This window comes from Mesorhizobium sp. M0185 (genome assembly GCF_040322175.1).
Lineage (GTDB): Bacteria > Pseudomonadota > Alphaproteobacteria > Rhizobiales > Rhizobiaceae > Mesorhizobium.
On the sequence record NZ_JAMYSY010000073.1, the window covers coordinates 1 to 21,530 of the forward strand.

The 21,530-nt window shown below is 61.7% G+C and carries 18 protein-coding genes and 6 pseudogenes; 11 read left to right on the forward strand and 13 right to left on the reverse strand.

The window, feature by feature from the left end:
- A pseudogene (locus NKJ20_RS31535) lies at positions 1-200 on the forward strand (hypothetical protein); the annotation flags it as partial.
- 329 nt (positions 201-529) lie between these two features.
- Here the strand turns inward: NKJ20_RS31535 and NKJ20_RS31540 are convergent.
- Positions 530-1,296: pseudogene (locus NKJ20_RS31540) on the reverse strand (phytochelatin synthase family protein).
- Positions 1,297-1,811: 515 nt separating this feature from the next.
- Here NKJ20_RS31540 and NKJ20_RS31545 point away from each other — a divergent pair.
- The 4 genes from NKJ20_RS31545 to NKJ20_RS31560 are packed head-to-tail and all read left to right on the forward strand — an operon-like array spanning position 1,812 to position 4,280.
- Complete coding sequence (locus tag NKJ20_RS31545; RefSeq protein ID WP_352749396.1) at positions 1,812-2,261, forward strand: thiosulfate oxidation carrier protein SoxY; 450 nt, start codon at positions 1,812-1,814, stop codon at positions 2,259-2,261.
- A 21-nt stretch (positions 2,262-2,282) separates the two neighbouring features.
- Positions 2,283-2,609 carry a thiosulfate oxidation carrier complex protein SoxZ gene (gene soxZ, locus NKJ20_RS31550; RefSeq protein WP_352450394.1) on the forward strand — a complete coding sequence of 109 codons (327 nt, stop codon included), beginning with the start codon at positions 2,283-2,285 and terminating at the stop codon, positions 2,607-2,609.
- A 54-nt stretch (positions 2,610-2,663) separates the two neighbouring features.
- Positions 2,664-3,005, forward strand: a complete 342-nt coding sequence (locus NKJ20_RS31555) for a c-type cytochrome (RefSeq protein WP_352450395.1) — start codon at positions 2,664-2,666, stop codon at positions 3,003-3,005.
- 6 nt (positions 3,006-3,011) lie between these two features.
- Positions 3,012-4,280: an NAD(P)/FAD-dependent oxidoreductase gene (locus NKJ20_RS31560; RefSeq protein ID WP_352450397.1), complete on the forward strand. Its 1,269-nt coding sequence runs from the start codon at positions 3,012-3,014 to the stop codon at positions 4,278-4,280.
- 8 nt (positions 4,281-4,288) lie between these two features.
- On the opposite strand, the gene NKJ20_RS31565 is transcribed toward NKJ20_RS31560, so the two are convergent.
- The 9 genes from NKJ20_RS31565 to NKJ20_RS31605 form a co-directional block, all read right to left on the reverse strand.
- Positions 4,289-6,415 carry a heavy metal translocating P-type ATPase gene (locus NKJ20_RS31565; RefSeq protein ID WP_352749410.1) on the reverse strand — a complete coding sequence of 709 codons (2,127 nt, stop codon included), beginning with the start codon at positions 6,413-6,415 and terminating at the stop codon, positions 4,289-4,291.
- A gap of 56 nt (positions 6,416-6,471) precedes the next feature.
- Positions 6,472-7,200, reverse strand: coding sequence for a sulfite exporter TauE/SafE family protein (locus NKJ20_RS31570; protein WP_352749400.1), 729 nt, complete (start codon positions 7,198-7,200; stop codon positions 6,472-6,474).
- A 30-nt stretch (positions 7,201-7,230) separates the two neighbouring features.
- Positions 7,231-7,353, reverse strand: a complete 123-nt coding sequence (locus NKJ20_RS31575; RefSeq protein ID WP_352450399.1) for a hypothetical protein — start codon at positions 7,351-7,353, stop codon at positions 7,231-7,233.
- A gap of 153 nt (positions 7,354-7,506) precedes the next feature.
- Positions 7,507-7,731 carry a hypothetical protein gene (locus NKJ20_RS31580; RefSeq protein ID WP_023718671.1) on the reverse strand — a complete coding sequence of 75 codons (225 nt, stop codon included), beginning with the start codon at positions 7,729-7,731 and terminating at the stop codon, positions 7,507-7,509.
- Positions 7,732-7,882: 151 nt separating this feature from the next.
- Entirely contained in the window at positions 7,883-9,547 is a 1,665-nt protein-coding gene (locus NKJ20_RS31585; protein WP_352749402.1) for a cbb3-type cytochrome c oxidase subunit II, read from the reverse strand.
- Complete coding sequence (locus NKJ20_RS31590) at positions 9,544-10,986, reverse strand: cbb3-type cytochrome c oxidase subunit I (protein WP_352749413.1); 1,443 nt, start codon at positions 10,984-10,986, stop codon at positions 9,544-9,546. Before NKJ20_RS31590 ends, NKJ20_RS31585 begins: the two co-directional genes overlap by 4 nt.
- A gap of 146 nt (positions 10,987-11,132) precedes the next feature.
- On the reverse strand, positions 11,133-11,594 hold the full coding sequence (locus tag NKJ20_RS31595; protein ID WP_352450401.1) for a c-type cytochrome: 462 nt from the start codon (positions 11,592-11,594) through the stop codon (positions 11,133-11,135).
- Positions 11,595-11,605: 11 nt separating this feature from the next.
- Positions 11,606-12,751 (reverse strand): metallophosphoesterase family protein, encoded by a 1,146-nt coding sequence (locus NKJ20_RS31600; protein WP_352450402.1) that lies wholly within the window; start codon positions 12,749-12,751, stop codon positions 11,606-11,608.
- A gap of 90 nt (positions 12,752-12,841) precedes the next feature.
- Positions 12,842-13,540, reverse strand: coding sequence for a hypothetical protein (locus tag NKJ20_RS31605; RefSeq protein WP_502895038.1), 699 nt, complete (start codon positions 13,538-13,540; stop codon positions 12,842-12,844).
- 196 nt (positions 13,541-13,736) lie between these two features.
- Here NKJ20_RS31605 and NKJ20_RS31610 point away from each other — a divergent pair, with 196 nt between their 5' ends.
- The 4 genes from NKJ20_RS31610 (at position 13,737) to groL (ending at position 17,804) form a co-directional block, all read left to right on the forward strand.
- Entirely contained in the window at positions 13,737-14,342 is a 606-nt protein-coding gene (locus NKJ20_RS31610) for an SCO family protein (RefSeq protein WP_352450404.1), read from the forward strand.
- Between the two features lie 80 nt (positions 14,343-14,422).
- A complete protein-coding gene (locus NKJ20_RS31615) occupies positions 14,423-14,665 on the forward strand; it encodes a hypothetical protein (protein WP_023718664.1) in 243 nt (80 codons plus the stop codon).
- A gap of 173 nt (positions 14,666-14,838) precedes the next feature.
- On the forward strand, positions 14,839-16,095 hold the full coding sequence (gene hemA, locus NKJ20_RS31620) for a 5-aminolevulinate synthase (protein WP_352749415.1): 1,257 nt from the start codon (positions 14,839-14,841) through the stop codon (positions 16,093-16,095).
- 65 nt (positions 16,096-16,160) lie between these two features.
- A complete protein-coding gene (groL, locus tag NKJ20_RS31625) occupies positions 16,161-17,804 on the forward strand; it encodes a chaperonin GroEL (RefSeq protein ID WP_352749407.1) in 1,644 nt (547 codons plus the stop codon).
- A gap of 816 nt (positions 17,805-18,620) precedes the next feature.
- Here the strand turns inward: groL and NKJ20_RS31630 are convergent.
- The 3 genes and pseudogenes from NKJ20_RS31630 to NKJ20_RS31640 form a co-directional block, all read right to left on the reverse strand.
- Positions 18,621-19,676, reverse strand: a pseudogene (locus tag NKJ20_RS31630) (DUF3363 domain-containing protein); the annotation flags it as partial.
- Positions 19,677-19,767: 91 nt separating this feature from the next.
- Complete coding sequence (locus tag NKJ20_RS31635) at positions 19,768-20,205, reverse strand: hypothetical protein (protein WP_352450407.1); 438 nt, start codon at positions 20,203-20,205, stop codon at positions 19,768-19,770.
- A gap of 303 nt (positions 20,206-20,508) precedes the next feature.
- Positions 20,509-20,631: pseudogene (locus NKJ20_RS31640) on the reverse strand (IS6 family transposase); the annotation flags it as partial.
- Positions 20,632-20,689: 58 nt separating this feature from the next.
- Between NKJ20_RS31640 and NKJ20_RS31645 the strand changes: the two are divergent.
- Together NKJ20_RS31645 and NKJ20_RS31650 are read left to right on the forward strand one after the other, a co-directional pair.
- A pseudogene (locus NKJ20_RS31645) lies at positions 20,690-21,052 on the forward strand (transposase); the annotation flags it as partial.
- A gap of 245 nt (positions 21,053-21,297) precedes the next feature.
- Positions 21,298-21,462 (forward strand): annotated as a pseudogene (locus NKJ20_RS31650) (transposase); the annotation flags it as partial.
- Positions 21,463-21,530 lie beyond the last annotated feature (68 nt).

Here is a 21,530-nt window from a genome sequence, read left to right on the forward strand (position 1 = left end):
AAAGCCATTTCGAGCTCCTGCGCGCCTTTGCCGACGATGCTGTGCTCGCCAAGGCCTCCGCAGCCTTCACCGCGTATCGATACCGTGCGCATGAATTCGGCGATTCCATGCTGCTCAATCGCCAACCGCTGCTTCTATCGCGCGAACGGAACCGTGCCGAGGTGCTCGAGACGAAGCCTCTACTCAAGGCGTGGCTATGATGTCGGCAGGTTCGGCGGCATTCCGGCCGCACCGCGAACGTCAGCTTCGGAGAAGCGCCGGAAAGGTCGGCAATTGGCGCACCTTACTCGTTCCAGTGGACGAGGCGAACAGCAACAAACCATCCATCTCGGCCATTGGCGGCAGCCAGTTGGTAGAGTTTGACCCTAGAACGCCAGCGTGTGAGACCGCCGCCGCCGGGGCGAGCGCATGCCGGGTCGGCACCCACCGGGTTCATCGGCGGGCGGGGCGGGATGGTTTGTGGGGCCCCGCATCAATGCGCGTGACCCCTCGCTCACAGACTGGATGATCGCATTGAAGGCGGTGATCACTATTGAACAGAAGCCGCCGATACCAGGACGAAGCCGCGGGTCTTGTTCTCGTTGTCGGAGTCCTGGGTGTTCATGGCATCGAAAAGCTCAGATGTCTTCACCCACACTGGAGGGTATTTATACCGTGCGACATCAAGGATGAGGAAGCGGTCTGATTTCCCATCATAGGCTGCTAGCGGCGAGATATGGCCGCCCTTCTCCTGTCCGATTGCCTTGCGGAGGTAGTTGACGATCACGAAATGGTTCGACTGGCCGAGATGGGAACTCGCCAGCTTGCGGAACTCGTCGACTGAGCTGCGGCGGCATGATGGACTTCTGCCTTGACCGGCTGCGTCGCAAGAATTCCACCGATCTGATCGAGGGTCATACCTTTCTTCGCCAAAACATCTCGGGCGAGAATGGCGTCCGTTCGTTCATCGAGGACATTGTCCTGCGTGAAAGTGCGATAGGGCTCGTACTCCGGAACCGAAGGCGCCGGTACATTGAGCGCGTTCAGCACCATGACGATGCTGGCGACACCGCAATAGGACTGTGTCTTCTGCGTCAGAAAGTTGCTTGCGAGAGGGAAATAGGCCTCCCGTGCATCGCTTTCGACGAAGTAGTTTTCGCCAATATCAGAACTAAAGCCGGCCAGATTGTCAGGAAGCTTCAGGGTTTCGGCGCTTGCGCTGGTGACGAACAGCCCAAATGCGACCACTGCCCCATGAACGAAGTGCTTAGACATGGCAACGTCTCCGCTGGGTGATCGTGCGGCGTGTATCACCATCCCCGTTCAGGGTCGAAGGTCGGGTTCGAGAGGAGGGGCCGTATCAGGCGCGCCCGGCCGACAACTTCGTTCAAAGTTCGGGATCTCCTCATGGCCGGCAAAACCCAAATCGCTCTGAACGACCGAGTTCGACCCTTTTGGCGGTCGTTCAGTTGCGAGCGTCGCATGACGCGATCTGACCCTAACCGGTCCTTCTTCAGCCTTATCCTGAATGTCGCACATGCTTGTAAATCCGACATTGCGCTGGCGCTGTTCAGAGCGCTCCAGTTAGTTCGAGCGTCTGATGGCCGGCCAAGAGCGTGATTAGAAATCCGACAAACGCAGGAGCGTCCTTTCCTGCAATGCCTTGACCGTTTCGAGGGCGGCTAAGAGATCTTGGGCACTTCTAAGAGATTTGCTCGCAGCGGTTGGCGGTGCTAAACTTCAAAGCTGCCGCACTGATGTGTCCGATTGCGCCGCCTCCTGCCGCTGTTGATGTGTGTCTTCGGAGTGACGCAAAAAAGGCGGAGACCGGGATGATGAGCTTGACGCGCCGCGATGTGTTGATCGCCGGGAGTGCAGGGTTTGCCGGAGTCGCGCTCTTCTCACCGCTGAGCGCGCGTGCGAACGATGAAGCGCTGGAACTCGTCAAACAGCTCACCGGGCGGACGGCCACGGAGTCGGACCGCCTTCACCTGATAATGCCGGCGGTCTTCCCGACCGGTTACACCGTGCCTATGAGCCTCGACATCGACAGCCCCATGACTGAGGCCGACCACGTGAGGCAAATCCGCGTGTTCGCGCCGCAGAACCCGATCATCGAAGTGGCCAGTTTCCATTTCGTCCCGCAACGCAGCCTGCCCCGCGTGTCGACCCGCATCCGCCTTGCCAAACCGCAGCATGTCATCGCTGTCGCCGAAATGAATGACGGCAATCTGCTGATGACCACGGCTTGGGTTGACGTCGCCACCAACGGCTGCGCCTGACATCCGAGAGGGAGCCGGACAGTGATCACCCCCACACCACGCGTGATCCTACCAAGCGCTGCGGCGAAGGGCGACGTCTTTCAGGTCAAGACCATCATCAGCCATGAGATGGAAACAGGGCTGCGCCACGATGATCAAGGCAATGTAATCCCGCGCAAGATCATCAACAGGTTTGTCTGCCGCTACAACCAATCCGTGGTGTTCAGCGTCGATCTCCACGAGGCGATTTCGGCTAACCCGTTCTTCGAATTTTCCTTGCGCGCGACGGAGAGCGGCCGGCTCGATTTCGTCTGGGAGGAGGACGGCGGTGCCGTCTACACGTTGTCGCACCGGCTCACGGTCGGTTGAGGTGGCGACGCAATCGAGCTGCGCGAATTATGGCGTGACAAGTTGAGTGGGAGCGTGACCGGAAAACTCCGAAACAGACGGGTATTCAGCATGCGCCCCCTCGCGAGATCTGCGATTGCCACGGGCCTCGTGCTTCTCGTTAGCCAATCCGGCGCGGCGGCGGGGGCCGATCAAGGCGCTCAACTCGCCGCGACCTGTGCGTCCTGCCATCGCCTCGATGGCGGCGGCACAGGCGTTCCCAGCATCATCCGGCTTGGTGAGGAGAGGCTCACCAACGCCCTGCTTGCCTATCGGGCGAGCGAGAGTCCAAATCACATCATGCACGCTATCGCGCTGTCGCTCAGCGACGAGGAGATCGCGAGCGTCGCGCGCTATGTCGCAGCGCAGGGAAAGTAGCGCGCCATGAAATTCTGGACGCGTCGCGAGTTCGGCCGCCTGACTGGAGCAGCGTTGCTAACGGCGCTCAACCAGCCGAAGGCGCGGAGCCAGGCCAAGGCGCGTGTCGTCGTGATCGGCGGCGGCATCGGCGGCGCAACGGTCGCCAGATATCTCGCCGTCAGCGCCACGGCTATCGAGGTGACCCTGGTCGAACCGCGACAGAGCTACACGACCTGCTTCTTCAGCAATCTCTATCTCGCCGGGCTGCGCCCGTTCAAATCGCTCAGTCATGGTTATGAAGCGCTGGCAAAACAATATGGCATCACCGTCATTCATGAGTCCGCTGAAGCGATTCACCCGGCGGCGAAAACCGTTGCGCTGAACAACGGTTCGAAGCTCAGCTACGACCGTCTCGTTGTTGCGCCAGGCATCGCATTCAGGGATCGGGCGCTTGGGGGCTATGACGAAGCTGCGATGGAGATCATGCCGCACGCCTGGAATGCAGGGCCGCAAACCGAGCTGTTGCGCCAGCAACTGGAAAGCATGGAGGAGGGCGGCCTATTCGTCATCGTCGTCCCGCCGAATCCGTTTCGCTGTCCGCCCGCCCCCTATGAGCGCGCTTCGCTCATCGCCTCCTATTTCCAGCGCAGCAAACCCAAGGCCAAAATTCTGATCCTCGATTCGAAAGACAGCTTCAACGCGCAGGACCTGTTCCAGGACGCTTGGAACCGCCACTATCCGGGAATGATCGAATGGCTACCGGCCCAGTTCACCGGCGGGGTCACGGCGATCGACGCGAAGACCCGGTCGGTGATCACCGCGGGAGCAACATTTAAGGCCGCGGTGGCCAATGTCATCCCGGCGCAAATGGCCGGGCGCTTGGCGCAGCAGGCAGGGCTCGCCAATCAGTCGGGCTGGTGTCCGGTCGATCCGGTCACCTTCGAATCGGCGCTGCAGCCCGGCGTCCATCTGGTCGGCGACGCGATCATCGGCGGCGATATGCCGAAATCCGCCTTCTGCGCCAACAGCCAGGCCAAAGCCTGCGCCTTTGCCATCGCGGCCGATCTCACCGGATCAGCGCGTTTCCCGGCGCATTTGTTCAACACCTGCTACACCTATCTCGCGCCCGACGATGCGTTCAGCAACGCCATCAGCTTCAAGCCCGTCGACGGGAAGCTCAAGAGCGTCATCAGCTTCGTCAGCAAGGTGGGCGAGAGCGCCGATATCCGCCGGCAGGCTGCGCGCGCCGCGGAAGGCTGGTACGACGCCTTCACGCACGACGTGTTTGGCTGAAACGAAACTCAACTCCGCTCGACGGCCGGGCCGGCCATTGCGGAAATGCCGGCACCATTCTGGGCGCGCTCCGCCTCGGCGCCGGATCGTTGCTCCGGGACCAGCGTTGCAACAGGATCGGGCAGCCGCTCCAGCCGCAGCGAATTCACCACCACGAGGATGCTCGAGCCGGCCATGACCGCCGCCGCAAGGATTGGCTGCAGAAGTCCGGATGTTGCGAACGTCAAGGCGACGAGGTTGTAGCCGAACGCCCACATAAGGTTGGTCAAGATGGTCCGGCGGACCGCGCGGGCCACGTCGACGATCCAGGGCAGCATCCACAATCCGTCCGCAGGCAGCACGAGCGCCGCGGTCTCGCGGGCGAGATCGGTGGCGGAGCCGACGGCAATACCGACATCTGCGGCGGCCAGAACCGGCCCGTCATTCAGTCCATCGCCGACCATCGCCACCGAATCGTGGTCATGGCGGAGCCGATCCAGGGCCAGCCGTTTGGCCTCCGGCGAAAGGCCCGCTTGGACGTCCTTGATCCCGACCAGGGCCGCGATCCGCTCCGCCGCTTGCGCCAAGTCGCCGGTCAACAGCGTGGCGTCGAGCCCGCGCTCACGCAGGGCCGCGATCGTGGCCTGCGCCTCGGGAAGCGGCGAATCATCGAGCGACAGCACGGCGTGAACCCGCTCGCCCCAACCGACATAGACCACCGAATGACCGCTCGCCTCCAGCGACCGCGCACGCTCGGCCAGCGACGGGGGAAGCGGCCAGCCGAGATCATTCATCAATCTGCCGTTCCCTGCCGCCACGGGCCGGCCTTCGGCGCTGCCGCGGATGCCACGGCCGGGAACCATCCGGATCTCGCGGGTGACGAGCGGCGTGATCCCCCGCTGAGCGGCGGCTGCCGCGATGGCCCGCGCCAGACCATGCTCGGAATGGCGCTCCAGACCGGCGGCGCGCGCCAGTACTTCGTCGATGCCGACCTCCTCGCGGTCGACGCCGACGAGACGCGCTTTGCCCGCCGTCAGAGTGCCGGTCTTGTCGAAGGCGAGCAACCGTACACGCGCGAGGGTCTCGAGCACGCCGGGGTCGCGGACGAGGCAGCCGTGCCGCGCCAGCCGGCCGATGCCGAGCGATGTCGCCATCGGAGCAGCGAGGCCGACTGCACAAGGACAGGCAACCACCAGCACCGAGAGGCCAATCAGCAACGCTCGATCAAACGGCAATGACTGGGCCCAGTAAACGGTCGTCAGCCCGCCGAGGGCGAGGACGAGCGGCACGGACACGCCAACGACGCGATCGGCAAGGCGCTGGGTTGGACTGCGACGGCCCAGCGCTTCGCGCACCGACCGGCAAATCCGTGCCCAGCGGGTTGCGGTTCCGTCACCGCTGCTTTGGATCAGGAGCGGGCCGTCGATATTGATACTGCCGGCAATCACCTTGGAGCCGGCGCGCTTTGTCACTTGCCGGCTTTCTCCGGTAATTACGGCTTCATCGGTGTTCGATTCTCCCTCGACAACCACGCCGTCGACCGGAATGCGCTCGCCTGGCCGGACCCGCACCAGCATGCCGGCCGTCACCTCCCGCACCGGACGGCGGATCTCTGCCGCGCCATCGACCGCGGTCGCGCTCTCGCTTTCTGCGGCCAGAAGAGGTTCGAGGTCGCGCGCCGCCCTGGCGCGACCAACAGCCTCGAGATAGCGGCCAACTGTGAATAGCATCAGCACCATCACGGCGGTGTCGAAATAGACATGCGTGCTGCCCTCGAACACGGCAAATGCCGAATAGAGGTAAGCGGCAGCGACGCCAAGCACGATGAGTGCCGACGACGTCACTCGTCCCTGAATGCCATTGAGCCACATGTCGCGCAGATAGGGTCCGCCGAGAATCACCACCGCCGGCGTGGCGAAGATCCAGAGCAAAAAGTGAATCCACGGCAGCACGCCCGCATCGACGCCGGTGAACGCGTCCGAATAGAGGAGGAGGCTGAACATCATGATATTCATGGAGAGAAAGCCTCCCACGCCGAGCTGGATCAGAAGCCAGGCGGCTTCCCACTCTTCGTGTCTGCCGCTCTTCACCTGAAAGGCGATACAACAGCCGTAGCAGCAGAACGCGCAAGCCTCACCGTTGAGCCTGCGCTCCATCGGGCGCTGACCGACGGGCAGCGAACAATGGCTACAGAGGATATGGCCATGCGCAGTCATGCGGGATGCCCGCCCGGCCAGGCAAGGCCGATATGCGCGTCGGAAGGCAGGAGACCACGGCCGAGCGTGATGAGACCGAGCAAAAGAATAAAGCCACCAGCCAGCCGCACGCCGCGCCGCCGCCAGGCTGGCCCGAGTATCCGGCCAACGCCGCCCATCATCAACATCGCGGGGAAGGTTCCCAGTCCAAACGATGCCATGACGAGAAACCCGGGAAGCGCTCCGGCGGTGCTCGCCGCCTGGGCGGCGAAGGCATAGACCAGGGGACATGGCAGGAAGCCGTTGAAAACGCCAAAGGCGAGCGGTGCGGCGCTGCTCCGGGCCGTCAACAGACCGCGCAGGGACAATGCAAATGTGCTGCCGCCAAATCCGATCGCAAGGCGATGAAAGACCTGCAGCAAGCCGAAGAACTGCAACGCCATGGCAATCATGAGCAGGCCAGCGACGATCGCGAGAATTCGTTGGGCGATGTCGAGGGAGCCGTTCAAGAGCGGCGCCGCCGTTAGCCCTTGCGTGGTGCAGATGACCTGACCGATCGCGCCCGCGAGCCCGCCCAGAAAGCAATAGGTTGTCAGTCGGCCGGTATTATAGAGCAGGTGGCGAAGGACGGTTGCGCCTCCCCCTTGCTGATCGCGGCCCAGCGCGCAGGCAAAGCCGCCGCACATGCCGATGCAATGAAAGCTGCCTGCAAATCCAGCGGCGAAGATCACGAGGTAGTAGATCATTGGCGTTTGCGCAGTGGCACGGACGCGGCGCTATTGCCGCACAAGATACAAAAGAAAGAGGATAAAGCCGACGGTGCAGCCGCCATAGATGAGGAAGCCAAGCATCTGCGGCAAGCCGGCGTCAGCAAGCTTGAAGACGGTGTCCTGTAGCATCCGCTGCTCCTATGTCAGCCGAAATAAAGACGAAGCACGTTTATCGTCAGCTCGAAGCACAGGAAAAGGAGGTTCAATGCGGCGACCCCAAGGAGAATTTTGGCTATCATCGTCTCCATCACTCCTGTCTTACCAGCCCTTGCGACCGTCTACTTAGAACAGACGGCCGGGCCCGAGCCCGCCCCAATAAACATACATGTAGTACAGCCCCCAGGCGAACAGCAGCACGTAGACGACGAGAAGCCATAGCGGAATGAATCCCACACGCGCCTGTATCAGGCCGCCGGCATAGTCCTCCAGTTCAGGGTGCGAGCTTTGACGCACATCCAGTTCCGGATGCGTCGGGCTCTCCGGATCGCTGCTCTGCAGATCGCTCATTCTCCATTTCCCTTTCAAAAAAACCATTGGCGGCTTTGTCGGTGCCGCTCAACGCGCCGGACAGGACGCCCCAGATGAACAAGAACAGGGCCGCCAGGCTCATCAGCATGGCGCCCGCATAGGGTCCGGTGACTTCAAAACCGAGCATGCGCTAACCTCCGGCGGGCGCCTGTTCCTCGCCAGGCGGAGCTGGCGGGCCGGACGCCGGCACCGACGGATCGGGCACATAGGCTCGCTCCGGCTTGTCAGCGACCAGTTCCAGATCGTTCAGCGCCGCGCGGGCCTCCTTCTTGATCGACAGCGGCTGCAGCGAGAGCGGGTCTTTATAGGCGGAAAGCGCCACCACGAAATAGGAAAGCGCCCACCGGTCCTCGTCCGGAAAGGCATCCCGATAGGACGGCATCGGCGTGCCGCTGAGGCCGGTAGTTATCGTCCGGAAGATGTCTTCGACGGCCGGGCCAGACTTGAACTGGCCGCTGGTGAGGTCGGCCGGCACGGTGGCGAACCCGATATCATCCTTGAGGCCGGCCGCCTTCTCGCCGTCGCCCTTGCCACCTTGGCCGTGGCACTCCCAGCACTTCGCTACCTGCCAAACCTCCTTGCCACGGTCCAGCATCGTCTGGGACGGGGTCGGCGGGCGCCCGATATACAACGGTGGGCCAGGCGGTTCCTCGACGAAGAAAGCGTAAGGACTGGCGGGATTGGAACGGTCAACCGCCAGCTCATACTTGATGTACTGGATCACCGCCAGCCGATCGTTGAGCGGCAATTCGTACCAAGGGGGCATTGCCGTGCCGCGGATGCCGCGGGTAATGGTGCGCAGCATGTCGCCGTCCGTGGGCAGGGGCTCCTTTGTCAATCTGAACTTGAAGACTGCGGACGTGAAGTTCCTGGGCCGCTGGTTAAACATAAAGGTGGCGGCCGGCCCGTTCCCGTCGCCTTTGGCACCGTGGCAACCGATGCAGCGGCGCTCATAGACTTCCTTGCCATAAGCAATCCATTCCTCGGAGCGCGGCATCGTCGCATCCATGACCTCCAGGCTTTGCGGCTCGAAAAGATCGCGCCATTTACCCCGGTTCGTGCCGAGCTTCTGGACGTAGGAAACAAGTGCCGCCAGCGATTCCGTCTCCGCCGCGATGCTGACGGTTTCGCCTGTGTATTCGTCGTTCGGCGTCAGGATGATCGGCTTTCTTTCGCGCGCCTTCAGCGGCACGAACAGCAACCCGTACGCATTGGGCGTCAGCTGGATCGCTTGCTTGCTGTCGAAGTCGAACAGGCCTTTGGTGGCCTCTGTCCTTTCCAGGGTCCGATTGCCAGCGCCGTCGTCAACGATACGGACGGCTGCATCGGGCTCGTGGAAGAGGCCGCGATACGGCGCCATTATCGAGTCCGGCACCAGCATCCGCGGATTGTAGAAGTGCGCCAGGTGCCATTCGTCGCTGTATTTCAGGCCGACGCGAGTCAGGTCCGGTCCGATCCGGCGTGTGCCTAACAGGTGCGGCACGTCATAGGCGTATTCGCCCGCCTCGCTGACCGGTCCCCAGCGGCGGATCTCGCCGGTCACCGGCCGCACGAATTGCGAATGGCAGTACCAGCAGCCTTCGCGCAGGTAAATGTTGCGGCCGCGACGCTGCTGCTCGGTGTAGTCCGTCGCCTCTGAAACCGTCCATTTCAGCTGGCCGAAATCCGTGCGCACCACCGAGGTCACGCGCGTAGTTCGCGAGGACGGCTCCACGAAGGGCAGCACGCCCTGCGTGATCACCGCAAGGGTGATACAGAAGACGCCGGCGAACAGCGCGAAGAAGCGAACGTTCACTGCGCGGGCCCTCCCGCCGGGGCCGGGATAGGCGCCTCCACCGGCCCGCGGGCGCGTCGCGCCTCAGTCGCCGGGCTGGTCAGTGCGGTCAGCATCAGATTCACCACCAGCAGCGACATACCGATATCCATGCTAATGCCTGCCAGGGTCCGCGCCAGCCAGTAGGGCTTCATCCAGACGAGCGAGTCGAGCCATTCGACCCCATTCATCCATTGATAACCCTGCTGCAGCCCGCCCGCTGTGAGGACCAGGCCCATGGTCGTGATGCCGACGGTGATCAGCCAGAACGACCAGTTGCCGAGCTTGAAGGACCAGAGTTCGCGCCCGAACAGCCGCGGCCAAGTATAGAGGAGGCCCCCCATCGCCCAGACGACGAAGGTGCCGAACACAGTGAGATGCGAATGCGAGATGACGAAATCGGTGAAATGGGTCGGCTGCTGCAGCTGCCGCAGCGCCTCGGTCGAGCCCTGGAAGCAGCCGACGAGATACATGAGCGAGCCCATGATCAGGAACTTCGCCGGCAAGTTCCTGCCGAACTCATGCCACCTGCCCATCATGGTGCCGAAGAAGTTCACCAGCACCGTCCACACCGGAATGATCAGCAGCATCGACGTGACGACGGCCAAGGTCTCGGCCCAGTCCGCGATCGGGCTGTAGAGGTAATGGTGAATGCCGACGAACGGGTAGAACAGTGCCAGGGACCAGAAGCCTACCAGCGAGAGCTTATGGGCATAGAGCGGATTTCGCGCGCTGACCGGCAGGAAATAGTAGATGATCACGTAGCCCGCGGGCGTTATCCACAGCCCGACGATGTAGTGCAGATAGAGGCCATGGAAGGCGGCGCTGTTGATGCCCGAGATCGTGTATGGCAGGATGAAGCTTCCAAGCACGAAGTTCATCGTCGTCCACACGAAAGTGGCGATCAGGTACCATAGCGCGACATAGATCGCCGGCTCGAGCCTTCGACTGATCGTGATCAGGAACTGCGCGGTAGCAACAGCCACCACGATGAAGAATGCGACCTTCGCGTAGAGCGGAAGCTCTCCGGCTTCCAAACCGTCACTGTCGCCGAGCAGCAAGCCGATCAAACCGGCAAGCGTTGCGACGTTCCAGACCCATGCGAGAAGAACCGACCACTCCGACCATATCACCCGCACGCCCGACAGACGCGGCACGAGATAGTAGCAAAGGCCGATGAAAAGCGTCGAGAAGGCGCCGAAGATGACACCGTTGACGTGGACCGGGCGCAGCCGGCCGAAGGTGAGCTCGAGGTTCCCCGATCCGAGATAGTCGGGGTAGTTGAAGGTGCCCGAAATCATGACGCCGACGGATGGCGTCACCATCAGCCAGAACATGCCGAAATAAAGCCAGGTCCGCACGACCCGGTTGTCGACCAGCGCATCCAGGTCCACATTCGCGAACTTGCCGCGCAGCACCATCGCAGTCTCTGCCAACGCATAGCCCTTCCCGCGCGGTTCCCGGGCCGCACGACTGCTTTAAGCCCACCGTTCCCCATCGAGGTATCACTCCGATGGCGGACTCGCTTCGCGCTCCCTGAAGCCGGTGCCCCCGGCTATCGACGAGACTAGTATTTGCCTGGCACCAACACCGAGCCGCTGTTCGACCAGGTGATGTACGCCTCGAGCGCCTTCATCGCCTCCGATTCGGGATCGATCTTCTCGCCCTGGCTCGGTTTCTCGATGCACCAGTTGATCATGTCGCGCAGTGTCGCGAACTTGGCCATCGACGCCTGGAACTTCGGGAACGCCTGCGGGTGGGTATCGGAGGCCATCGGATGGCACATGGCGCAGGCCCACCCGGTGTTCGACAGCTTGACGCCCAATTGCTCCTTCATCGCCGCATCACCATGGAACAGGAGGTCTCCTTTCCTGACCTCCTCCATGAACGCTTCTTGATAGAGTTTCAGCTGCTTTGGCGTCACCGGATCCTTGTTGGCACTGGCCGGCCCGACGACGGCAGCTGCGACGACTGCTCCGGCGACGGTGGAACGCCTCAGAATGCACAGGAATGTCGATGTGTTTATCATAGCCACCACCCTTATGGATTTGCCCATGGGTACTGTTTGTCGGCGATGCGTGACCGTATGACCTCCGCAATGCTCTTGTCGTGGTCCTCCGGCGACTGGACGAACACCTCCTTGCGGCCCCACATGATGTACTCGACATCGACCTTATCGTCGGCGTTGACGTTCACGGTTTCCCAACCGACCCCGTCGAAGGGATCGCCCGGATCAACACGGATCATCGGCTTGGTAAGCTTGGGCAGGCCTTCCGGCGCATACGGCCACGGCCAGGAGGTCGCCAGCATGCCGATCGAGCGCATGCTGCCGATCTCGTTGTAGAGCACCTGGTGCACATGACCGTGGATGTTGGTGACTTTGGTATAAGGCTTCAGCACGTCATTCACTTCGCGCCAGTCGCGCACCCAGAAGTTCCAGGGCGGGTAGTACTCGTACAGCGGATTATGGCTGAAGATGACGATCGGTTTGGACTTATCCCAGTCGGCGAGTGTCTTCTGCATCCAGTCGAGCTGGTCGCGGCCGACGCCGGCCCACGCGCCGGCAACCGTGCCGTCGAGGGTAGCCATATGGCCCATGCGCTCCTCTGGCGTCATCTTCTTCGCTGTCCAGTAGTCCGGTCCCCGGCTGACCGTATCGAGCCCAATGAAGCGCACGCCCTTGTGATCGAAGGTCCAGTTGGGTTGGCCGAACAACTCGCCCCACTTCTTGCCCATATCCAGATACCAGTCATGCTCGCCCGGGATGTAGTATTTCTTGATCGTCAGATCCTTGAGGAGCTCAACGCCAAGCTCAAGTTCCTCGATCTTTCCGAGCTGGGCCAGGTCGCCGCCGAAGATCAGAAAGTCGGCCGGCGGATCCATGGCCTGGACCTCTTGCACGGCGCGCACCACCTTGTCGACGAAGCGCGTGTTGAGGGATCTCTCGTAGAGATGGGTGTCCGAAATCCAGGCAAACTTGAAGGGCGCTTCGGCGGCGTGAGCGACGTCGATGGTGTTGAGCAGCGGCCACCACGCGAAGGTCTGGCCGACGGAAGCAGCGCCGAACAGCAGCGATCTGTGAATGAAGGTGCGGCGGGTGATTTGGAGCGAGTCGTCGGGGCGTACGCCAGGCTGCTGCAGCACCGCATGCATTTCGCGCCGAATGCGGTCAAGCTCGTCAGACATCAGGGTTCCTCCTCAGTGCAGACCGTTTCTTAAAGCGTCGGTCTTCTCGCAGGAACGCGACCCTGTTGAATCAGTGGGTCGCCCATTTTGTTATTTTTTCAGTTCAATCGTCAGACTGGTGGCCTTATTCTCCTCTACCTTTACAGGCTGCTCGATGGGCCCGGTGAAGGGATGGATCGCCACGAGCTTGTATTCCCCCGGCGGAACATCGGTTATGCTGAATTTGCCATCGGCGCCGGTGACCGCGTAGTAGGGATTGTCCACCACATAGACCCAGCCCTCCATCCAGCCATGCGCGTCGCAATCGATGCGGACAGTGCCGGCACGCTTCAGTTCGACCGGTATACGCTGGCCCTTATTGGGCAACGCCACGTTGAAGGCGGTGCGCTTGCCATAATAGCCGTGGGTGTTGTGGAGCACTGGGTCGCTGTTGACCACCTCCAACGATCCGGCCGGTATCATCTGCACCGCGGGCTCAAAGCGACATTTGAGGTTGTTAAGCTCAGGCAGCTTTCCGGGCTGCGGCCAGGCCTTTCCCTGTGCCACGTCGACCAGCTGCACCGCCGCGTTCAGCACGGCCTGATCGCTGCCGACTTCGATCAGCGGCTCCTCGCGGGGGTCGCCGCACACCTCGATATTCTTGGTGGGGATGATCTTTGTTGTCGGCACATCGCCGCGGTAGACGATCGTACCCTCGATCGTTCCGCCTCCCGTGACCGGACCCACTTCGTAGGCTTGCGCAGGCGCGGACATTGTCGCAACGAAAGCGATCGCCGCTAGTCCGCTCATCAATTCGCGAATCGTCATAAAAGCCACCTCCTTCAAGAGAGATGAGGGGCAACTTTTAAAAATAGAGCCTAACCAGTGCCATGTCTAGTCATCCAGTAACAAAATATGATAAAGTGGCGTGATTTAGGCGAGTTTGTTAATCACAAACACACGCGGGGGTTTTGGCGCGTCATTCTCGAAGTGCCGGAGGTACTTGATGAAGCGACGGCATGGACTCCTCCGCCCCTGGGCCCACGGTCCGCATACCCTCTTCTGCATCATATTCGCAGCGGCCCTGTCGATCTGCCACCCGCTCGTGCGAGCTGACACGGCGCCTGTGACGGTCGGTGGCCCCTTCACGCTCACGGCGCCGGACGGAACGATGGTCACCGATGAGACTTATCGCGGCAAATGGCTGCTAGTTTTCTTCGGCTATACGTCTTGTCCCGACATCTGTCCGACGACTCTGTCCGAAATCGCCGCGGCGATTGAGGAACTCGGCCCCGACGCCGCAAAACTGCAACCGCTCTTCATCACCGTCGATCCCGAACGCGACACGCCTGAGGTGATGGGAAGCTTTACCGCGGCGTTCGATCCGCGCATCGTCGGGCTGACCGGCAGCCCACAACAAATCGCTTCGGTTTCGGAGGCATATGGCGCCTACGGGGTGGCGCGCCAGGGCGAAGCGGGCGGTGGCGACTACCTAATGGATCACGGCACCCACATCTACATCATGAACCCACAGGGGCAATTCGTGGAGGGGCTAGACTCTGACACACCAAGCAGCGGCATTGCCGCTAGGTTGCGTGAACTGGTGCGATGACACGATCCCTGGGATGACGGAGATCACGATTATGCAGTTGATCGATCCATAGAAAGTTGTCTTCCGGAAGGAGAGCGGCCATGCAAAGACATACAAAGGAAGCTTCGGAGCTTAAGGCATTGATCCTCGCGGATCTTCATAAGGAGCCGGGATGCGGGGACGTCACCGATTTTGTGATTCAGCGGCTCGAAACCAAGGAGAACGGGGCAAACTGGACTGTCAAATATCTGGATCCTAATCAAGATAAGGTCTGCGAGACGATTCTGATAAACATAGCGCGAATGTTGCAGCTCAACTTCGATCTTCCTGAACGCGGGTCGTGAGGAACGATCCGAGCGGGATCGGCGCGCATCGCGCTTCGACATAATTCGTATGCAAGCAGGGGAATCGGGCGATGGCGGAACCCACAGCGTTGCACACCGGCAAACCTGGCGGCGTAAAGAACGTCATTGCGCCGCGGCGATTTGGACCTCCGATGACCGGAGGTGCGGGCGATATGGCCGATGGGCAAGGCAGTATCTTGGAGCCAGGCATTAGGAGTTATGACTGTTTTTTTGCGGATGCGATCGCGCGTCTGCAGGGGGAACGGCGCTGCCGTGTGTTCGCGGACTTTGAGCGCATCGCCGGACGCTTTCCCAATGCTGTGTGGCATTCCCCGCGTGGACCGAAGGACGTCGTGATCTGGTGCTCCAACGACTATCTCGGGATGGGACAACACCCAAATGTGGTCGTCGCCATGGTGGAGACTGCTACCCGCCTGGGAACGGGGGCCGGCGGGACGCGCAATATCTCCGGCACCAGCCATCCGCTCGTAGAGCTCGAGGGCGAGCTTGCCGATCTCCACGGCAAGGAGGCGGCACTGGTCTTCACGTCCGGCTATGTGTCGAACCAGACTGGCATCTCGACCATCGCCAAGCTGATCCCCGGTTGTCTGATCCTGTCCGATGCGCTCAACCACAATTCGATGATCGAGGGCATCCGCCAGTCCGGTAAGGAGAAGAGCATCTTCCGCCACAACGACGTCGATCATCTCGAGGAATTGTTGAAGGCGGCGGGTCCGGATCGGCCAAAACTCATCGTCTTCGAAAGTCTCTATTCGATGGGCGGCGACGTCGCGCCAATCAATCGCATTTGCGATATCGCCGATCGTTACGGCGCAATGACCTATCTCGACGAGGTCCATGCTGTGGGCATTTACGGCCCTCGCGGCGCCGGCGTCGCTGCGCGCGACGGCGCCATGAACCGGATCGATGTAATCGAAGGCACGCTCGCCAAGGCCTTCGGCTGCCTCGGCGGCTATATCACAGGAAGTGCTGTGCTGATCGATGCGGTTCGTTCCTATGCTCCGGGTTTCATCTTCACCACCGCGTTGCCGCCGGCGATCTGCGCCGCGGCCACAGCGGCGATCAGGCATCTGAAAACCTCGCAGTGGGAGCGCAAGCGCCAACAGGACCGCGTCCGGCGGGTCAAGGCGGCGCTGGGGGCCGCTGCGCTGCCGGTCATCCTGGGCGACACCCATATCGTTCCGGTGGCAGTCGGCGATCCGGCGCATTGCAAAGCGGCGAGCGACCTGCTGCTGAGCGAGCACGACATCTATATCCAGCCGATCAATTATCCGACCGTGGCGAAGGGAACTGAGCGGCTGCGCATCACGCCGACACCCTGTCATGAGGACATCATGATTGATCGGCTCGCGGCAGCTCTGTCCGATGTCTGGAATCGGCTCGGGCTGCCACGCGACAATCTCGCCTGAGCGGCCGAACGAGGCTTCGCCTTGCCCGGACGTTCCCCGAAGATTGGGTCTTAAGGTTCAAGGAAATGGCTGCCAAGGAAATCATGTTCTCGTTCGAGGCTCGCGACAGAATGCTGCGCGGCATCGACACCCTGGCGAATGCGGTGAGCGTCACGCTTGGCCCGCTAGGGCGCAACGTCGCGATCGGCAGGGAGCACGGCACGCCGCGGGTCACGAAGGACGGCGTGACCGTCGCCAGGGAAATCGAACTCGACAACAAGTTCGAGAATATGGGCGCCCAGATGGTGCGCGAGATCGCAACAAGAACCTCCTATCAGGCCGGCGACGGCACGACCACCGCCGTCGTGCTCGCGCATGCGATCGTCCGGGAGGGCGCCAAGGCGGTGGCCGCTGGCATGAATCCCATGGACCTGAAGCGCGGCATCGATCTAGCGGTCGAAGCCGTCGTCGCGGAACTCAAGAACAACGCCACGAAGGTCACCTCGAACGTCGAGATTGCGCAAGTCGGCACCATCTCGGCCAACGGCGACAGGGAGATTGGCCGCTGCCTAGCCGACGCCATGAAGAGGGTCGGCAATGACGGCCTGATCACTGTCGAGGACGGGACGTCGCTCGAAACCGAACTCGAATTCGTCGAGGGCATGCAGTTCGACCGCGGCTATATCTCGCCCCATTTCATCACCAATCGCGCAAAGATGCAGGTCGAGATGCAGGATGCCTATGTCCTCATCAGCGAGAAGAAACTGTCCAGCCTGAACGAAATACTGCCGCTGCTGGAGAAGGTAGTGCAGGCCGGCAAGCCGCTGCTCATCATCGCCGAGGATGTCGAGGGTGAGGTGATTGCGGCGCTGGTGGTCAACAAGTTGCGCGGCGCTCTCAAGGTTGCAGCCGTGAAGGCGCCGGCCTACGGAAACCGCCGCAAGGCGATGCTGCAGGATCTCGCGCTGATGACCGGCGGAACGGTGATCTCGGAGGATTTGGGCATCAAGCTGGAGCATGCTTCCCTCGATATGCTCGGGTGCACCAAGAAGGTGATGATCGACAAGGCAAACACCACGATCGTCGGCGGCGCCGGCAAGCGTGCAAGCATCGAGGCCCGCATCGCTGAGATCAAGCTCGAGCTTGCGGAAACCACCTCCGATTACGACCGCGAGGAGCTCCAGGAGCGGCTGGCCAGGCTCGCCGGTGGCGTCGCCGTGATCCGGGTCGGCGGTGCCACCGAAGTCGAGGTCAGGGAGAAGAAGGATCGCATCGATGACGCGATGAACGCGACAAGAGCCGCGGTCGCAGAGGGCATTCTCCCGGGCGGCGGGGTCGCCTTGCTGCGCGCCGGCAGGGCGCTCAAGAAGATCAAGGGCGGCAACGAGGACCAGCAGGTCGGCATCGCGATCGTCAGGAAGGCGATCACCTGGCCGGCTCGGCAGATCGCGATCAATGCCGGCCTGGAAGGCTCGGTCGTCATCGCCGGGATCCTCGAAAACGACGACAACGCCTATGGCTATGATGCCCAATCGGGCGTGTACGGGGATCTGGTGTCAAAGGGCATCATCGACCCGGCCAAGGTGGTGCGAACGGCGCTCCAGGGCGCGGCCTCGGTTGCGGGCCTTCTCCTTACAACGGAAGTCATGGTGGCCGAAGTGCCTGGCCCGCCGCCGCCGGAGCTTCCCGGTCACGAGCATCATCATCACGACATGGATATGGATTTCTGAGCGCATTGCGGGCGGCGGAAGCACCGAAGTGTCCGGACTGGATCGCCGCTGGCGACTGCTAGAGAAAGCCCACTCGTCCGAACCGCGGCCAACAACAGCAGTATTCGGGATCAACTCCTGGAGGCGCTCCGGGCTGCGCCGTGGTCATCGGTCGGCGATTCCGACGTGACAGTGACAGTCGGGGCGGTTCATTTTGGGGTACCTGTCGGTCCAAAGAGGACCGGGCTGCATCGCGCGTTCTGGCCGAGAATATCCCGGGCCTGCGCGAAGTTCAGGATCATCGGGTCTCGATCGATAAAATCCCCCACAGCGTCTGACGCCACCCTGCGAGCGCGTCGCTTGGTATTCTATCCGTCCGTGTAGGGTAGAAATCTAGCTGCACACCGCCGGTATATGGCCGTAGCGGCGCATTGAATTCGGCTCGAGTCGTGAAGAGTGCGGCTTCAGAATTCCAAGGGATACGATCATGAAAGCGTTCGCCGCCGAGCTTTTCGGCACCTTCTGTCTTGTCTTTATCGGCTGCGCGTCAGTGGTGACAGGCGGCTTTGGCGGGCTGCTGCCGGCGCGGTCGCTGGGCATCGGCCTCAGCTTCGGCGTCGCTGTAACCGCCCTAGCTTATGCGGTTGGGCCGTCTCGGGCGCGCACCTCAATCCGGCCGTCACGCCGTGGACGCCTCCCACAAGGGCCGCTTTGTATCCTCTTTCCCATATCGCCGCAGTCCTCAACGAAGATCTGCAGATGGCGCGAACTTCTCATTGCGGGCCAGACAAGAGTTACCGCTCTCGCCTCACCTGCGGCGTTTGGCTGGACCGGCCCTCACATCCCGATCCCCAGGCCGCGTTTTCTGCCGAAACTCCAGTCGATGCCGCCGCTGTTTTGCACGACGCCGGTGATGTGCTGGCCGATGCGCCCTTCCAGCATTGGCTGCCAGGGAACGAGCCGAAAGCCGAGCCCATCGTCCAGCATGGCAAAGCGCCCGCTGGCAAGACGGACCGAGCCAAGGAGCGTGCCGCCGACATGGTTGCCGGGCTGGACGGGCACGAAGGTGAGGCCGCGCGCGAAGGTGATCGTCCCGCTCGTCGCGTCGCGTTCGGCATGGCCCATCGCGACGAGTTGGGCAGCCCGTCTGTCGAGAGCGTTGTCAACGTCGAGACCAAAGCCTGACCGGACCAGCGAGACGGGGTTCCTAGCCACAAGCTCCCGATCGAGCCAGGTGGCGCCGTCACTGCCGATCTGCGCGTCCAGATCGAGCGTCCAGAGCACGCGGACAGAGAAGTCCTTGCCGCGTTTGTAGCCATCGTAAGCGATGCCGCGCTCGGACAGGTCATTTGGAACGCGCCAGTGGTCTTCGTCGATGCGCTCGACATGGCCGGTCCGGCGCAGCGCTTCGAGACGGCGGACATGGAAACGGACAAAGGCGTCCGGGTCCTTGCCCTGCTCCAAAAATGTCTCGCGGATCGCCTCCAGGTGTCTGCTCGGACGATAGACGCCATCCTCGCCCGCTACGCTGCTGATGTTGCGGTCGGCCGCACGCGGCTCCTGCTTCGGCAGGATCAGTTCGAGTGCCACGATATGGCCGCGCTGAATGTCTTCCAGCTTTGCCGCATCCGCGGTCTCGACATAATGGGTGCGTCCGTCGACGCCATCGATGACGAGCGACAGCTTATCGCTCATCTCGTCGCCGGCAAGACCCTTGGCGAGCACACCGCCGACGACCGGCTCGGTGATGGTCTGCCGGTGCATGACATATTGCGCTGGACCCCGCTCGTGGGCGAGGCCGTGCTCCTCCAGCGCCCGGTGCATGGTCTTGATGATGTCGTTGCGCTCGCCAAGCGCCCGCAACGTGCTTTCGGCTGCGTCGGAGATCACCCACCGGCCCGGCGTGGGGAGCGCTTGCCTGCGCTACGGCGGCGGCTTTCCATGCGAGCCGCTTCAAAAATGATGCTGCGAAACGGCGCCGGCTTTATCCGACGAGCGCCTCACGCATCCGAGCGAACATGCCGGGCTGTCTCCCGGCAACCGCCGCACGGATGTGACGGGCGGCCGTTGCGGCGCTCACCGTCGCGCCGAAATGACAATAGCAGATGATCTCATGCAATTGCCTGTCGGTCAGCTCGAAGAACCGCTTCGCTTCGCCGTAGTTGTCGTTTTCCAACCCGGCGGCGCGGAGGACAGGATCCTCGAAAGCGACTGCGATCGGCGAGCCGTCGCCGCGCATGGCCGCGCGTGCTCTAACCGGCTGATACTCGGTCTGGTGCAGCGTCGAGAGGCGCCGGTCAGGGTTCCGTTCAAGGAGCTCCGCCCAGCGTTTAAGACGTTCGCTGCGCGACATGGTTTGGCGCAGGTAGTCCTGATCGATCTCGGCGACGATCTGCAGTTGCTCAAGCGTCTGGTGCTTCATTTTAGCCTCCTATTCGGACGATAGTTGGCCCACCCATATCCTTCTTATACCTGCGGCCAGAGTGACTCCGACCGATCGTGAAGTCCAATCACGATGAGGCTGGGAGGGCTTCCCCCACGAAAATGCGGAGGCTTCGCAAAGATCCGGCCATTAATTTGCGAACGCGGTCAAATGCGCGGCTGTTCGACGATGTCGGTCTGGAGTCCGTGCCGATCGAGGTGATCGATGGGCAGAGTCTGTACTGGACTGCCCCAGCCCCATTGCTGGCCGGGGCAGCGGGATCAAGCGAGTGGCAGATGAGCTTCGAAACCGCCGAAGGCCGGGCCGATGCGAGTTCTCCGCCCGGTCGTTGGGGCCCTTGTGGCTCCAGTGTACGACTTCCGGCATGACCTGGCGCCTGGCTACTCCGCAGGATCGCAGTTTGTCGGGACTGTCAGGAATTCTGTGCGCGAGGTCATGATGATGGAAAGGAGAGAATCATCACATGGCTATCGAGAAGGAACTTCTGGACCAGCTGCTTGCGGGCCGCGATCCGAATGAGGTGTTTGCCAAGGAGGGGTTGCTGGACGACCTGAAGAAGGCGCTGTCGGAGCGGATATTGAAGGCCGAGCTTGACGAGCACCTCAAGGACGAACGCGCCGAGGGCGGCGCCAATCGACGCAACGGCCATTCGACGAAGACGGTGCTGACCGGCACATCGAAGATGACGCTGTCGATTCCGCGCGACCGGGCGGGAACCTTCGACCCGAAGCTGATCGCCAGGTATCAGCGCCGCTTTCCCGATTTCGACGCCAAGATCGTGTCAATGTATGCACGCGGCATGAGCGTGCGCGAGATCCGCGGCCATCTGGACTATGCGATGGCCCACGGATACGATCCCATCGTCGCCCTTTCGAGTCTGGAACATGGATATTGCATGGTCTTTCGCGGCCTTCTCGGAGTCGAAAAACTCCTTGTCCACAATGCTCTGTCTTCCGTACCAGATGACAGTGTAGGCCATTGTTGCTCCCATGCTTTGCGCTAAGCATAGGCGCTTTCGCCTAGAGGATCAAACGCGATAGGCGTTTCCGCATATTTCAAACTGAGACACTACCCGAAGCCGGCATGAAGGCGCTGGAGGAGTTCGAGGCCGGCTTCTGGCGCCAGCGATATCCTGCGATCACTCAGAGCTGGCGGCGCAACTGGCAACACGTCGTGCCATTCTTCGCCTATCCCGAAAGCGTGCGCCGCATCATCTACACGACGGATGACATCGACAAGCCTGATTTCGACTTTTTCGATTCCTGTTGCGTTTCTTTGTTCGGCTCAGGTGAGCCTGTTTCTTC

What these genes read in the sequence shown, in the direction of transcription:
- NKJ20_RS31545 (WP_352749396.1), top strand. Translation starts at nt 1,812, where the DNA reads ATGATGAGCTTGACGCGCCGCGATGTGTTGATCGCCGGGAGTGCAGGG.
- NKJ20_RS31560 (WP_352450397.1), top strand. Translation starts at nt 3,012, where the DNA reads ATGAAATTCTGGACGCGTCGCGAGTTCGGCCGCCTGACTGGAGCAGCG.
- NKJ20_RS31565 (WP_352749410.1), bottom strand. Translation starts at nt 6,415, where the DNA reads ATGGAGCGCAGGCTCAACGGTGAGGCTTGCGCGTTCTGCTGCTACGGC.
- NKJ20_RS31570 (WP_352749400.1), bottom strand. Translation starts at nt 7,200, where the DNA reads ATGATCTACTACCTCGTGATCTTCGCCGCTGGATTTGCAGGCAGCTTT.
- NKJ20_RS31575 (WP_352450399.1), bottom strand. Translation starts at nt 7,353, where the DNA reads ATGCTACAGGACACCGTCTTCAAGCTTGCTGACGCCGGCTTGCCGCAG.
- NKJ20_RS31580 (WP_023718671.1), bottom strand. Translation starts at nt 7,731, where the DNA reads ATGAGCGATCTGCAGAGCAGCGATCCGGAGAGCCCGACGCATCCGGAA.
- NKJ20_RS31590 (WP_352749413.1), bottom strand. Translation starts at nt 10,986, where the DNA reads ATGGTGCTGCGCGGCAAGTTCGCGAATGTGGACCTGGATGCGCTGGTC.
- NKJ20_RS31595 (WP_352450401.1), bottom strand. Translation starts at nt 11,594, where the DNA reads ATGATAAACACATCGACATTCCTGTGCATTCTGAGGCGTTCCACCGTC.
- NKJ20_RS31600 (WP_352450402.1), bottom strand. Translation starts at nt 12,751, where the DNA reads ATGTCTGACGAGCTTGACCGCATTCGGCGCGAAATGCATGCGGTGCTG.
- NKJ20_RS31605 (WP_502895038.1), bottom strand. Translation starts at nt 13,540, where the DNA reads ATGAGCGGACTAGCGGCGATCGCTTTCGTTGCGACAATGTCCGCGCCT.
- NKJ20_RS31610 (WP_352450404.1), top strand. Translation starts at nt 13,737, where the DNA reads ATGAAGCGACGGCATGGACTCCTCCGCCCCTGGGCCCACGGTCCGCAT.
- NKJ20_RS31615 (WP_023718664.1), top strand. Translation starts at nt 14,423, where the DNA reads ATGCAAAGACATACAAAGGAAGCTTCGGAGCTTAAGGCATTGATCCTC.
- hemA (WP_352749415.1), top strand. Translation starts at nt 14,839, where the DNA reads ATGGCCGATGGGCAAGGCAGTATCTTGGAGCCAGGCATTAGGAGTTAT.
- groL (WP_352749407.1), top strand. Translation starts at nt 16,161, where the DNA reads ATGGCTGCCAAGGAAATCATGTTCTCGTTCGAGGCTCGCGACAGAATG.
- NKJ20_RS31635 (WP_352450407.1), bottom strand. Translation starts at nt 20,205, where the DNA reads ATGAAGCACCAGACGCTTGAGCAACTGCAGATCGTCGCCGAGATCGAT.